General features: G+C 45.0%; 12 protein-coding genes. 6 read left to right on the forward strand and 6 right to left on the reverse strand.

Annotation, left to right across the window (positions count from 1 at the left end; genetic code table 11):
• Positions 1 to 291 precede the first annotated feature (291 nt).
• From ACLD71_RS00510 to ACLD71_RS00535, 6 genes are all read left to right on the forward strand, one after another.
• Positions 292 to 3693, forward strand: coding sequence for an ATP-binding protein (locus ACLD71_RS00510; RefSeq protein WP_411992358.1), 3402 nt, complete (start codon positions 292 to 294; stop codon positions 3691 to 3693).
• Positions 3690 to 4598 carry a response regulator gene (locus ACLD71_RS00515; RefSeq protein WP_411992359.1) on the forward strand — a complete coding sequence of 303 codons (909 nt, stop codon included), beginning with the start codon at positions 3690 to 3692 and terminating at the stop codon, positions 4596 to 4598. The genes ACLD71_RS00510 and ACLD71_RS00515 overlap by 4 nt, the downstream gene beginning before the upstream one ends.
• Positions 4599 to 4781: 183 nt before the next feature.
• On the forward strand, positions 4782 to 5921 hold the full coding sequence (locus tag ACLD71_RS00520; RefSeq protein ID WP_411992361.1) for a hypothetical protein: 1140 nt from the start codon (positions 4782 to 4784) through the stop codon (positions 5919 to 5921).
• A gap of 8 nt (positions 5922 to 5929) precedes the next feature.
• Positions 5930 to 7177, forward strand: coding sequence for a hypothetical protein (locus tag ACLD71_RS00525; protein WP_411992363.1), 1248 nt, complete (start codon positions 5930 to 5932; stop codon positions 7175 to 7177).
• A 239-nt stretch (positions 7178 to 7416) separates the two neighbouring features.
• Positions 7417 to 7926, forward strand: a complete 510-nt coding sequence (locus ACLD71_RS00530) for a hypothetical protein (protein WP_411992365.1) — start codon at positions 7417 to 7419, stop codon at positions 7924 to 7926.
• 176 nt (positions 7927 to 8102) lie between these two features.
• On the forward strand, positions 8103 to 8390 hold the full coding sequence (locus tag ACLD71_RS00535; protein ID WP_411992367.1) for a hypothetical protein: 288 nt from the start codon (positions 8103 to 8105) through the stop codon (positions 8388 to 8390).
• A 142-nt stretch (positions 8391 to 8532) separates the two neighbouring features.
• Here the strand turns inward: ACLD71_RS00535 and ACLD71_RS00540 are convergent, their stop codons facing one another.
• From ACLD71_RS00540 to ACLD71_RS00565, 6 genes are all read right to left on the reverse strand, one after another.
• Complete coding sequence (locus tag ACLD71_RS00540; protein WP_303512389.1) at positions 8533 to 10257, reverse strand: extracellular solute-binding protein; 1725 nt, start codon at positions 10255 to 10257, stop codon at positions 8533 to 8535.
• Between the two features lie 96 nt (positions 10258 to 10353).
• Positions 10354 to 10626, reverse strand: coding sequence for a DUF2160 domain-containing protein (locus ACLD71_RS00545; RefSeq protein ID WP_411992369.1), 273 nt, complete (start codon positions 10624 to 10626; stop codon positions 10354 to 10356).
• A 10-nt stretch (positions 10627 to 10636) separates the two neighbouring features.
• Positions 10637 to 11437: a carbohydrate ABC transporter permease gene (locus ACLD71_RS00550; RefSeq protein ID WP_303512387.1), complete on the reverse strand. Its 801-nt coding sequence runs from the start codon at positions 11435 to 11437 to the stop codon at positions 10637 to 10639.
• 22 nt (positions 11438 to 11459) lie between these two features.
• Complete coding sequence (locus ACLD71_RS00555) at positions 11460 to 12323, reverse strand: carbohydrate ABC transporter permease (protein ID WP_137674878.1); 864 nt, start codon at positions 12321 to 12323, stop codon at positions 11460 to 11462.
• Complete coding sequence (locus tag ACLD71_RS00560; protein WP_411992372.1) at positions 12316 to 13419, reverse strand: ABC transporter ATP-binding protein; 1104 nt, start codon at positions 13417 to 13419, stop codon at positions 12316 to 12318. Before ACLD71_RS00560 ends, ACLD71_RS00555 begins: the two co-directional genes overlap by 8 nt.
• Positions 13412 to 14512: an ABC transporter ATP-binding protein gene (locus ACLD71_RS00565; protein WP_303551425.1), complete on the reverse strand. Its 1101-nt coding sequence runs from the start codon at positions 14510 to 14512 to the stop codon at positions 13412 to 13414. The genes ACLD71_RS00560 and ACLD71_RS00565 overlap by 8 nt, the downstream gene beginning before the upstream one ends.
• Between the last annotated feature and the right edge of the window lie 262 nt (positions 14513 to 14774).

Below are 14774 nucleotides of genomic sequence, written 5' to 3' on the forward strand. Positions count from 1 at the left end.
GTGTGTAAGACAATGTGTCCATACTTGCTGACTACCATTTTGCAAAAATCAGCTAAACAGCAAAATGAGCTAATTGCTCTAGCCCACTACGTCATTTGACGCATAGCCACAATGCAACGATTGATTTAGCGTCAAGACTCATTAGCGCATGCTGATAACAAGCCATTCCCATATTCTCAACCTATCAATAACATACTGATTCTATTGATATTTATGACATTATCGTGGAGATAATTCGGCGTGATTAATGCTTGCTTCTGGCTAAGCCAATAAAAGGAAGGCGCGTAAACCATGAAGGATCAGCACGTATTTAAGGCAAGGCGAAACTACAACCGCTGGGTCGCCAATCAAACCTTGGAAGATTATGCGCTGAGGTTTACCTCTAAAAGCGCGAGGCAATGGTCGGTTGCTCGCGTCTCTAATACCGCCTTAGGCGCTATCTCTTTTCTTGCCTTAGAAGCAATAGGCGGAGCGTTAATGCTCAGCTATGGCTTTAGCAACTCAATCGCCGCAATCTTAGTCGTTTCAGCGATTATCTTTTTTTGCGGTATGCCTATTTCTTACTACGCGGCACGTTACGGCGTAGACATCGATTTACTCACCCGGGGTGCGGGCTTTGGCTACATTGGTTCTACCATTACCTCGCTAATCTACGCCTCTTTTACCTTTATCTTTTTTGCCATTGAAGCGGCGATAATGGCCTCAGCCTTAGAACTATTATTTAATATCCCTCTAAGCATTGGTTACTTAATTAGCGCGGTTGTTGTTATTCCTTTAGTTACCCACGGCATTACGTTTATTAGCCGCTTTCAACTTTGGAGCCAACCCCTGTGGCTAATATTACAAATCACCCCTTTCGTATTTATCCTGTGGCACGAATCGAATGCCATAGACAACTGGTTACAATACCAAGGCGCTCAGGAAAGCGATGCAACCGGCCAATTTAACCTGCATCTATTTGGTGCAGCATCGGGAATACTGTTCTCTTTAATGGCGCAAATTGGCGAACAGGTCGACTTTTTACGCTTTATGCCAGAGGCCAACAAAAAACATCGAGCATGTTGGTGGTTAGCATTACTCTCGGCCGGTCCCGGTTGGATAATTGTCGGCGCGGTGAAAATATTACTGGGATCATTTTTAGTGGTGTTAGCGATTAACGCAGGAGTGAGCGAAGACGTGGCCGGTGACCCGATTCAAATGTACCAAGTTGCCTTTTCATATATGACGCAGTCTCCGCTGGTTGCCCTATCGCTTGCCGGTATTTTCGTACTAGTTTGTCAGCTAAAAATTAACGTGACCAATGCTTATGCTGGCTCTATTGCTTGGTCTAACTTTTTTTCGCGCTTAACCCATAGCCACCCAGGGCGAGTGGTTTGGCTGGTGTTTAATGTCATCATCGCGCTGCTTATTATGGAGCTGGGTATCTACTCGGCCATCGAAGATATTCTAGGTATCTATTCTAATGTGGCCGTGGCTTGGGTAGGTGCGCTGGTTGCCGATTTGATCATCAACAAACCTTTAGGGTTAAGCCCCAAACATATTGAATTTAAGCGCGCTCACCTCTACGACATTAATCCGGTTGGAGTAGGCGCCATGGTATTTGCCTCGTTTGCCGGAATATATTGTTATACCGGCAACCTCGGCGATACCGCCCAAGCACTAGCGCCATTTATAGGTTTGGGCTGTGCATTTGTTTGCTCGCCCATTATTGCGGTGCTCACCCAAGGGCGCTATTACCTAGCTAGGGAATCCACACTGCCTAACACACTCCAAGGTGAGTGTACGGTTTGCCAAAATAGCTTTGAGATTGAGGATTTAGCCAGTTGCCCAGCCTACGGTGGAGCAATTTGTTCTTTGTGTTGCACCTTAGATGCACGCTGCCACGATCAGTGCAAAACCAACGCCCGATTTGGCCAGCAATTAAGTCAGTTTGTCGCCTTAATTCTCCCTAAATCTGTCTCGTCGTTAATGAATACCCGCTTGTTGCACTTTTCTGGTTTAATGGCGCTAATCGCCATGCTTATCGCGAGTTTGTTTTATCTGGTGTACGCGCGAATACCGGGAAGCGAAGTAGCCACCAAAGCAGCTATTTCTGCCACCTTAAGTCATATATTCTTTCTATTAATGATCATTATGGGGGTGTTGGTATGGCTGTTTGTATTGGCCAACGACAGCCGCCAATTTGCGCTAGATGAATCACAGCGCCAAACCCAATTACTCAGCCAAGAAATCTCTGCCCACGAAGCCACTGACCAAGCCTTACAGCAAGCTAAAGAAACCGCAGAATCGGCTAACCATGCCAAAAGCCGCTATCTCACCGGCATTAGTCACGAGTTAAGAACACCGCTAAACTCAGTACTGGGTTATGCCCAGTTATTAGAAAAAGCCCCCACCTTGGCTAACGAACATGTGGCTAAAGTTTCATTAATCAAACGCAGTGGCGAGCACTTGGCCGACATTATCGAAGGCTTGTTGGACATATCAAGAATTGAAGCAGGTAAGCTTGAACTGCAGCGAGACCAAGTGGAAATAGGTGCCTTACTCAACGACTTGGTCGATATGTTTAGCTTACAAGCCAAGAATAAAGGCATTAGTTTTAGCTACCAACCGAGTCCTTATCTACCTCATTGGGTGGTGGCAGATGAAACCCACTTACGGCAAATTTTAATCAACCTACTATCCAACGCGGTAAAATTTACCCAGCAAGGTGAAGTCTCGCTAAAAGTGCACTATCGCAATCAAGTGGCCGAATTTACCATTAGTGATACCGGTGTTGGCATAAGTGAACAAGACCAAGAACGGGTTTTCAAACCCTTTGAGCGAGTACGTAGCAGTGGTTCAGTACAAGCTCAAGGAACTGGCCTTGGTTTAACCATAACTCAATTGCTCACTGAAATAATGGGTGGCAATATCAGCCTCACTAGCGAGCCTGGAAAAGGCAGCGTATTTAAATTAAGTCTGATGCTATCAAGCATTGAAAAAGCCCCCAGCCAAGCGCCAGCCTTAGGCAAAATAGAATCCATAAATGGGCCAAGTAAAACCGTTATGGTAGTAGACGATGACCCCAACCATAGAAGTCTAGTGCTACAAATTCTCCAGCCTTTGGGCTTTAGCGTGTTAGAAGCCAGCGATGCTATTGACTGTTTAAGTGCTCTAGAACACAACAAGGTTGATTTGTTTCTATTAGACATCTCCATGCCCGTGATGAGTGGTTGGCAATTACTGGCTGAGTTGCGTAAACAAGCGGTAGAATCACCCATAATTATGGTGTCGGCGAATGCTAATGAACCCTCGTTTTTAGACGCTGGGATCCGCCATGTTGAACAAGCTCTTCACAATGACTATTTAGCCAAGCCAATACGTTACAACGCACTACTTGAGAAAATAGCCAAAGCCTTAGCCATTACTTGGCGATTTAGCCCAATAACGCCGCCAACACCACCTCAACCCTCTTCGCTAGTGACAAATACAGCGCCAACGATCAATCAACATCAGCGAGAACAGCTAAACGAGATTAACCAGATGGCGCAACTGGGTTTTGTACAAGGCATTGAGCAAGGTTTGCAGCACTTAGAATGTGACCCAAAGCTTTTAGTCATTACCCAGCAGTTCAGACAAGACTTAAGTCAATTTCAGTTTTCTAAAATAAGCATGGCTTGCGAACAGCTCATGAAAAAGGAGGATTTATCATGAACACGGCAAGCTCGAAAGGCGTTATTTTAGTGGTCGACGACGCGGCCGAATCTTTAGCCATGTTAAACACCGCCCTCAACGAACAAGGTTATACGGTACTCATTGCCATGGATGGACAGCAGGCCCTAGATATTAGCCTACGGATTAATCCAGATTTAGTACTCATGGATGCCTTAATGCCCAACATGGACGGTTTTGAAGCCTGCCAACTGCTTAAACAAGATAGCGATTTTAGCGATATTCCAGTGATATTTATGACCGGTTTGAGCGACAGCGAATCAATGATTAAGGGCTTAGAGTCAGGCGGTGTCGACTATATCCATAAACCCATAAAGCTCGATGAGTTATTCGCGCGAATAAAAGTTCACCTTAGCAACGCGCGCCTCACTCGCAGCGCTCACGGCGCTTTAGATGAGTTAGGCCAAGCCACCTTCACCATTAACAATAAAGCAGCTGTTATTTGGCGCAGTGCTAAAGCGGCCACGCTTTTAAGCTCAATAAGCATAGAGCTAAATCAAAACCTTGAATTACTCACCCAACAACTAAAAACGTGGCTTATGCATAAGCCGGAGAAACATTCGGTATTGTCGTTAGCTAAACTAGATAAGCCGCTGCAGATCCGCTATCTGGGGCAATCATCCCCCGGAGAACACTTACTGCGATTAGTCGACAACGACGAGCACAGCATGCGCGATTCACTGCGCCAACGCTTTGCCTTAACTGAACGTGAGTCCGAAGTACTATTTTGGTTAGCGAGAGGAAAAACCAATCGTGAAATAGCCCAAATATTGGATATGAGTCCGCGTACTGTCAATAAACACCTTGAAGCCATATTTCAAAAGTTAGCCGTAGAGAACCGAACCAGTGCAACGGCAGTTTGCTTGGCCTATTTAAATGAAATTTAAGCTAATGAATTAACGCATTTTTAAATAATGATTGTACCTGAACCGAACAAGTTGGCTCGGGCAAGTGTAAACAATAGCTAACTGCAAATAAGGCTTTTCTGACGAATCCACGCCTTAGTCCTTCCGCTTAATTGTATAAAAAAGCTTATTGCCACTAGGATTAACAGCTAGCGAGGAGGCTTTATGAAGATTTCTCAAATCCGCATAGAACACACTGCAGGACAGGCTATTTTACGTGCCGACTGCGCGGGGTTTGACTTGTGGTATAAGTTTCCAGAGCAGTACCCTCCGGTCTTAAGTGCTGATCCCTTTATTGCAGCCTGCTTGCTAATAAGCATGGCCAAGAATCAAGATTTACAATTAGAAGATAGCGCCAACTACTCACCCACTTTGCTGAATAACCTAGAGCAACTGCAACATATTTTTAGCTACTGGCAGCCCTACCTTAAGCATCAACTGAATACGATTAAAGTAAACGGCGGTGTCGCCAAAGAGCCGGCTAACGCTAACAACGACACGGTGTCTTTTTTTTCTGGTGGTATAGATGGGTGTTACACCTTTAACCAAAAACAGCAGCAGATAGACTACCTATTGTTTGCTAAAGGCATTGATATGCAGCTTTCCAGCGATAACTTGTATCAACAAGCCTTTAACTGCAACAAGCAATATTTGGCCAGTAAAGGCAAGCAGCTGGTCCCCTGCGAAACCAATGTGCGTTTTTTAGGTTATCACCACCAGCTAAATTGGGGAGTGTGTTTTGGCGGCGGTTTATCGAGCATTGCTTTAGCCTTGGGCGTGAAAAAATGCTTTATCGCGTCTGGGCTAACCTATGAAAACAATATTCCAGAGGGCTCTAATTACATCACCGATCATTTATGGAGTAATCACCATACTCAAATAGAACACCATGGTGCAGCTTGTAAAAGAATCGACAAACTAAAGGTGCTAAGCCAAGACCCTGACTACCTAAACATACTCCGAGTATGCTGGCACGATCATGGTTATAACTGCGGTGAATGCGAAAAATGCCTACGTACCATGAGCAGCTTGCGAGCACTCGGCATAGAGTGCAACACCTTTCCTAAACTTAGCGACCAAAAAATCAAGCAACTCCTCCGCCCACTAAAATTGTATAACGTGCATGATGTGCAGTTTCTTGAAGAAAACATAGAGCAGGCAAAGCAAGCTCACGACAAGGTATTAACCGAAGCCCTTGAGCATATAAAACGAAACTTTCAACTACGAGAACTGGCCAATCAATTTGATGACTTAGTGCTTCACGGCTACGCCCACAAACTAAAACAACTCGTTAAAAAGCACTAGTCCGCCTTATGCGAATTCATCAACTTAACCTAGAAAAACACCGCCGTTACAATAAACTCTCAGCCATGCTTGGTCCTTTTCCCTTATGGTTTAAGAGCAGCCCCGATTTGGTTTTAGCGGGGAACGATGCCAGCCCATTTATTTGTTCAGCCTTAGCCCCGGCGATGTTTTTGGGTGAAGATATCGTGGTTGATAGGCAGTATTACGTATCCGCAACCTTGCTAGAAAACTTGCAGAAAATCCAAACCATCATGCATGCTTGGAACCCCATTTTTAAGATAATCAATATTCAAGCCACCACTCAAAGCTTTAAACCGTCAAATAAACAGTTGGGTCATAGTGTATTTTTTTCTGGCGGCGTAGACGGCACCTATTCGTTGATTCAGCATCTAAACCAGCTAGAGAATCTTATTCTGATAAACGGCTTTGATTTCAGCATGGACAAAACCACCTGGCGCAATATGGTGGCGCGTTGTCAGAAAACGGCTCACATCTTCGACAAGCGATTGATATGTGTTGAAAGCAATTTGAAGGAGTTTACCGGCTGGACCCGTTTAGCGCGTTTCGCTAATTTTGGCGCCTCGCTTGCCAGCGTGGCACTGCTGCTTAACCCTAAAAGTGCTTTGTGCAGCGCAGCGGTTACTTATGATGCAGTGCACCCATCAAACGGCCACCCTTTGATAGACCCACTCTGGTCATCGGAGTCCTGTGAGTTATCACATGTGGGTTTAGAAGCGGATCGAGCAAAGAAAATCGCCGCCATCAAACACTACCCCGATGCCTTGCACAACTTATGGGTATGCTGGAAAGATCCAAACTGCAATTGCGGGCGCTGTGCCAAATGTTATCGAACTCATATGGCGATGCAGCTCAACGATATTACTAATTTTAAATTCTCTGAACCAATTACTACAGCAGACTTAAAACAGCTATCACCTAAAAGTGAAGAAGACTTATCGTTTTATGAGTATCTTTACCAGCTGGCTATGACTAAGCAAAACAAATTTCTCAGCCGCATATTAAAGCAAATAATATGGCGTTACCGCAGCAAGCAATTCCTTCGTGAAACCGACCGTTTGTTACTTAACGCTAGGTGGGCTAAATGGCGACGAAGCAGGCTTTCTATCAACCAACTTGCTGATGTGAGCGTATTTCCTAAATACAGTGATTCAATCCAACTAGACTTACTACAGCAACGGCTAAAGAAGCATCCTAAGTTTATATCTAGCGCCAACATCGGCAGCATTTACGACTAAACGTATGCAACTTCGGCGGCACTAAGCAGCAACCCTACTCCTGCTTACTCTTTGCTTTAGTAAGTTCGAACCAACAAAGCACAGTGATTTTACACAAGTAAATTGTGATTCCTTCTTTCCCAAGTGTATCCCACCTTTCTTGTTGATATTTTTGTTATTTTTAGAGCTAGATGGCTGATGTAATTTAGGAAAGGTGGTAATCTTGGATTTATCAAATGCGTGAAAAGAGGAAAATTCCCATGTTTAAACAAGGAACTTTTCCTCTTAAAAAGTTGTTAGGCGAAATAGGTAACACCACACAGATGCGTATAAAGCGGAGGTTATTCATTCCCGTACTTGCTTTTCTAATCTTACTAGCATTGGTTATGGCTTTTGATAAAAAATTCCTTTCACTTTCAGAGATGAGAAGCAATTTCGCATTTGCTATCTATATTTATTTTCCAACCCTAATTTTTGCATTCGTTGGTACATTACAATTTCTTCGAGGGCGAAATTGGCCAATCGTAGCTTTCACGGCGGGCTTGTTTGGAACCGCCATATTCCATCAATGTGTCGTTGGTTTTTCCTACGGAAATCCTGGATATATGGTGCCAGGAGGCCACATAGTTGCTCCACTAGTGAGTATTATCGCCTACTTATTCACTTTTCTTATAGCCTGGGGGATCACCAGAGTATTACAGAGAAAGCGCAGGAGCAATTCTCAAATTGATGAAAAGGAATATCGCGAAAATGATGAAAACCTTGTGTAAATACAGTCGCAACATTTCGCCTAACATACGCATGCAGTCGGACTGTGTAGTTGTTCCGATTCGTGAAGCGTTAAATTTCAGGAGGTAATATTGAAGATTCACAATGTGTCTAGTTTTAGTACTAGGGATCAAACAGTTAGTTTCCTCTAAGGGAGATTTCATGAAGAGTATATGGTATGAATAACGTAAATAGAAAAGAAAAGAAAAATTTTGCTTTCAGTATTTCTCTCATTATATCTATCTTTCAAGCGACAGTTTTATTGGAATTGGCAAATGTTGACGGTTGGGGAGCTATAGGTGCAGCTGGTGTAGGAGCTATATTAAGCATAGCCAGTATACTTATAACACTCTTTTTATTTGGCCTTAGAAGGCGCGAAAAATATATTACCTTAGGCTTAATTTCAGTCGTAGTTTCTTCGATATCGGCATTTAGCTTTTTAAAACACATATCTCCTAACTTTTAATAAAAATCCATTTAGCTTATGACGAGGCTGAGTCGCTTCGTTATCTAAGCCCTTCTTTCCACAAACTTGCTGCCTACAGTTTGAACTTAACTGCTAACAAAAAGACCCAACCAAGGCCGGGTCTTTTAACTTACACGCTTGCTTATTGGGCGATTAAATCTTTATAAGCAATAGTTTTACCTTGCGGCTTCTCGTTGGCTAACTTGGCTTTAGGTGAGCCAGGTTGGTTTAACCAGTAAGAAGCGTCTTGCTTAGGATTAAGCTTAGGTCCACATTCTCCTTGCGCGCCACTACGCTCTAAGCGAGTTAACACTTTGTCTTGAGCAGCAGCTAATCCGTCCATAGCTTCTTGAGGTGTTTTCTCACCGCTGGCCGCTTCTGCTACGTATTGCCACCATAGTTGAGCCAGTTTTGGATAGTCTGGTACGTTAGTTCCTGTTGGCGTCCACTGAACTCGTGCATCACTGCGATAGAACTCTACTAAGCCACCGAGTTTAGGTGCCGCATCAGTCATTGCTTGCGAGTTAATATCAGACTCACGTATAGGCGTTAAACCCACCAAGGTTTTCTTAAGCGATACTGATTTAGACACTACAAACTGAGCGTACAACCAAGCGGCTTGGCGTCTGTCTAGCGGAGTTGAATTTAAGAACGTCCACGAGCCAGTATCTTGATAACCCAACTTCATGCCCTCTTCCCAGTATGGGCCGCGCGGCGAAGGTGCCATGCGCCATTTTGGCGTGCCATCTTCATTAACGACCGGTAAACCAGGTTTGGTCATATCCGCGGTAAAGGCGGTGTACCAGAAGATTTGCTGAGCTACGCTACCTTGAGCGGGTACTGGGCCAGCTTCGCCAAAGGTCATGCCGGGGGCTTCTGGTGGCGCGTATTTTTTAAGCCATTCTACATATTTAGCTGTGGCATAAACTGCCGCAGGGCCATTGGTGGCACCACCACGTTCTACGCTTGAGCCTACAGGGTTACAGCCTTCTACCCGAATGCCCCATTCATCAACCGGCACACCGTTAGGAATGCCTTTGTCGCCCGCACCCGCCATAGATAACCAAGCATCGGTAAAGCGCCAACCGAGTGAAGGATCTTTTTTACCATAATCCATGTGGCCATAAACACGCTCGCCATCAATGGTTTTTACTTTTTCTGAGAAGAATTCAGCAATGTCTTCATAGGCAGACCAGTTAAGCGGTACTCCTAACTCGTAGCCGTATTCCGCTTTAAACTTCTCTTTTAAGTCGGTGCGCTCAAACCAATCGGCACGGAACCAGTAGAGGTTGGCAAACTGTTGATCTGGCAGTTGATAGATTTTGCCATCTGGGCCGGTGGTAAAACTCAGACCGATAAAGTCTTCTAAATCTAGAGTTGGGAGGGTGACATCTTTACCCTCACCTTTAATAAAGTCACTAATAGGCACCACTTTACCGTAACGGAAGTGAGTGCCAATTAAATCTGAATCGTTTACGTAGGCATCATAAATATTACGACCCGACTGCATTTGCGTTTGCAGTTTTTCTACTACGTCACCTTCTTGAATCAAGTCATGATTAACCTTGATCCCAGTAATCTCGAAAAACGCCTTGGCTAAGGTCTTACTTTCATATTCATGGGTGGTAATGGTTTCTGAAGCAACATTAATTTCCATACCGCGAAATGGTTTTGCCGCTTCTGTAAACCATGCCATCTCATCCATTTGCTGCTGCTGACTTAGCGTAGAAGGTGTAAATTCATCACCTACCCACTGTTTGGCGGCATCACTGTATTGATCTGCTAAGGCTACGCTACTGCAGCCGGCAATAACCATTGCCACGCTAAGGCGAGCTAGCTTAAACATTGATTTTTTATTGTAGGGCATTTCTTCATTCCTTTTGTTTTTAAAGTGCATGTTGTTTTTTCTACGGCACCTATTGATGCCTTCGCACATCCTTTTTGCTCTCAAATTGTGTGCAGGTCACCCCCATTTCATCACAATAAACAGCCACACCAGCGCTACCGAAAACGGTAACCAAATGCTCAGTTCAGTCATCCCAATAAAACCAAGATGAATAAACGCACTGCTTAATAAACCAATAAACAATCGGTCACCACGGGTGGTAGTGATCGGTAAAAACCCTTTACGTGCCACACAAGGGCTCTTTAGTTCCCAGCACGTCATGGCAAACAAAATGCAGCCAATGCCGGTAAAAAATAATGCTGATGGAGTCGTCCAAGCCATCCAATTCATGTTGTTTCTCCTATACCCGTCCGAGGGCAAAACCTTTCGCCACATGGTTTCTCACAAACCAGATAACCAATACGCCAGGTAAAATTGTTAATACCCCTGCTGCCGCGAGCACGCCCCAATCAATACCCGAGGCGCTGACGGTGCGAGTCATTACTGCTGCAATGGGCTTGGCGTCTACCGAGGTGAGTGTTCTCGCCAGCAACAGTTCCACCCAACTAAACATGAAACAAAAGAAGGCGGTGACCCCAATGCCAGAGCGAATAAGCGGAATAAAAATTTTGGCGAAGAAGCGTGGAAAGCTGTAACCGTCGATGTAGGCGGTTTCGTCTATCTCGCGTGGCACGCCCGACATAAAACCTTCGAGGATCCACACGGCGAGCGGCACGTTAAACAAACAATGCGCAAGAGCCACAGCGATGTGGGTATCAAACAAGCCTACCGATGAGTAAAGCTGGAAAAACGGCAGCAAAAATACCGCTGGCGGCGCCATTCGGTTAGTCAACAGCCAAAAAAATAGGTGCTTGTCGCCGATAAAACGAAACCGCGAGAAGGCGTAAGCCGCAGGTAATGCCACCGCTAAGGTAATCACCATGTTTAGCGACACGTAGTAAATTGAGTTGACGTAGCCCATGTACCAACTGGCATCACTGAAAATGGTGATGTAATTAGCCAGCGTGAAATGCTCAGGCCAAAAACTTAAACCGCCCAAAATTTCCTGGTTACTCTTAAACGACATAATCAATAACCAATAAATCGGTAACAATAGGAACAAGATGTAAGTGCCCATTCCTAGTGTTTTTTTAATGTTCATAGTTGCATCCTTTCGCTAGTGCTTACTTACCGTCGTTATGGGTCATGGCGGTGTAGAACAGCCAGCTGACTAACAAGATGATTAAGAAGTAGATGATGGAAAATGCACCCGCCGGGCCAATATCAAACTGGCCCACAGCCATTTTGGTTAGGGTTTGGCTTAAAAATGTGGTGGAGTTACCCGGGCCGCCACCGGTGAGCACGAAGGGTTCGGTATAAATCATAAAGCTGTCCATAAAGCGCAATAACACGCCAATCAGCAGCACGTTTTTAAGTTTAGGAAGCTGAATAAAACGAAATACCGCCCAGTTTGAAGCACGGTCGATTCGCGCCGCTTGGTAGTAAGCATCAGGAATAGCCCGCAAGCCTGAGTAACACAGCAAAGCCACCAACGAAGTCCAGTGCCATACGTCCATCAGCAACACGGTAAACCAAGCGTCCATGGGGTTTGCCGCATAGTTGTAGTTAATACCAAGGCTATTTAAGGCCCAGCCAAATAAACCAATATCAGCCCGCCCAAAAATTTGCCAAATGGTGCCTACCACATTCAGAGGAACCAACAAAGGCAAGGCCAATACCAGCAAGCACACTACCGAACCAGGGCCGCGAGCAGGCATCATTAACGCCACTAAAATGCCCAATGGGATTTCAATTAACAATACCGAGCCAGAGAAAATAAACTGTCGAACCAGTGAATCGTGCAAGCGAGTATCGTTAAGGATTTCTCGATACCATTCGGTGCCCACAAAATAGCGAGTATTGGCATCAAAAATATCCTGAATCGAGTAGTTCACTACCGTCATCAAAGGGATGATGGCGCTAAAAGCCACCAGCGCAAATACTGGCAAGACCAAGTACCACGCTTTGTTGGTATAGGGTTTAATCATGATTGTCTTCCTTGGCTACCAAGTATTCGTCGATGTACAGCATCAACCATTGTTCGGGAAAGCTAATGTAGGCATGTTGCTGCGGTACGCGTTGGTCTTCTTGTAAGCGGGCTTTAATCACCTGCTCACCCAGCTTCAAACTGAGGATTTTGTAGGTGCCTAGGTCTTCTACAAACAACACTTCAGCTTGGTAAGCATCGCCATTAGGCTTGTCCCATACATGCACAAACTCAGGGCGAATGCCTACTTTTAGGTTATTGGACTGGCTGGCGTTTACGGCAGCCATCTCGACCGGACTTAAGGCAATTTTTTGTGGCCCAAAACACACACCTTGCTCACAACGCTCAACTTCCATCAAGTTCATCCCTGGGCTACCAATGAAGTAGCCCACGAAGGTATGGTTGGGTTGCTCAAACAGCTCTCGCGGGGTGCCAAACTGCACCACTTGGCCGTTGTACATCACGGCAATTTTGTCAGCGAAGGTTGAAGCTTCTAGCTGATCGTGAGTCACGTAAACCATGGTAATATTGAACTGCTCATGAATTTGCTTGAGCTTGCGGCGTAGCTTCCATTTGAGGTGAGGGTCAATGACCGTGAGTGGTTCATCGAACAAAATTGCCGATACGTCATCACGTACCAAGCCACGCCCCATCGACACCTTTTGTTTTTCATCGGCACTAAGGTTGGCGGCCTTTTTATTGAGCACCGCGGTGAGATCGAGGATCTCGGCAATCTCGCCAACTTTTGACTGCACTTTGGCCTTGCTAGCGCCCATATTGCGCAGCGGAAAGGCTAAGTTATCAAATACCGTCATGGTGTCGTACACCACTGGAAACTGGAATACCTGAGCAATATTGCGCTCTTGCGGCGGAATGTCGTTCACCTTCACCCCATCAAATAAAACCTCCCCGTCCGAGGGTTCTAGCAGACCAGAGATAATATTGAGTAAGGTTGATTTTCCGCAACCCGAAGGCCCAAGCAACGCGTATGCTCCGCCCTTTTGCCACACATGATTCATCTCTCTAATGGCATAGAGTGGTTCGTCTGCTTGCTTGTCATAGCAGTGAGCCAGTGATTTAAGTTGGATCTCAGCCATGATAGTTGTCCTCAATGCGACGGCTCGAAGCCTGAATTAATTGCCCGTCACCGTTAAACACGTGTAGTTTGTGGGTAGGCACATAGATTTTTATTTTTTCGTCCACATGGTAGGAATGCACGCCAGATAAATGCAGCACCAATTGGAAGTGCTCATTACGTACATGTAAAAAGGTTTCGGAGCCCGAAATCTCAGCCAACTCAACTTGCACCGAAATTTCTAGATCATCGTCATTTTTAGGCAATAAACTCAAATGGCTTGGTCGAATACCAAACTGATAATCCCCCTCGCCCAAGGCTTTTAAGTCAGCATTAAGGGGAAAATGCACTTTGTCATCAAAGGTCACTTCAGTGGCGCTCATTTTGCCGGTGATGAGATTAATCGGTGGCTCATTAAACAACGCCGCAGCTGTTACATTACAGGGCGAATGGTAGGTTTCAGCAGTGGGGCCACTTTGAATAATGCGCCCTTCATGCAATATGGTGGTGGTACCGCCTAGAGCTAAAGCCTCATTAGGTTCAGTAGTGGCATACACCGCAATGGTATTGCGCTGAGCAAACAAATCTCGCATTTCTTGGCGCAGCTCTTCACGTAACTTGTAATCCAAGTTCACCAAAGGCTCATCAAATAAAATAATGTCGGCATCTTTTACCAAGGCTCTTGCCATGGCTGTACGCTGCTGCTGGCCGCCAGAAAGCTCTAAAGGCAAACGCGATAGGTATGAAGTAATGTGCAGCATTTCTGCTGTTTCCATCACCCGCTTGTTAATCAGCGTTTCCGATTCGTTAGCTAAACGCAAAGGTGAAGCAATGTTGTCGTAAACCGTCATGTTGGGATAGTTAATAAACTGCTGATACACCATCGATACATTTCGTTCTTGTACCGACACTCCGGTGACATCTAATCCGTTCATCAGTACTCGACCAGTATTGGGTTTATCTAAACCCGCCATTAATCGCATCAAGCTGGTTTTGCCCGATAAGGTGCGACCAAGTAATACATTAAACGACCCCGGCTCAAAGTTGAGACTGGCTTGATTTATGTAGTATTGACCGTCAACCATCCGTGTAACGTTTTCCAATGTCAGTGACATGGGTGGGGGCTCTCCTTTTACTTAGCGCTAAACAATGTTCGCACTGTGTTCACAATCGCAAATCTACGAAGATGGTTGCTAGAGCCGTGCCACATTCAATGATTTAATCAAAGCACTGATTTAAAAGAGTTTAATTTTAACTAAAGCTTTTATTGAAATTAAACATGTTCATAAAACGTGATCAATGTGAACATTTTGTTAATCAGTTTTGACCAAATAATGTTCGTATGCGAAAGTTCAGCCCTGATCAAGTTCACGTTTA

This window comes from Agarivorans sp. DSG3-1 (assembly GCF_046774965.1).
GTDB lineage: Bacteria > Pseudomonadota > Gammaproteobacteria > Enterobacterales > Celerinatantimonadaceae > Agarivorans.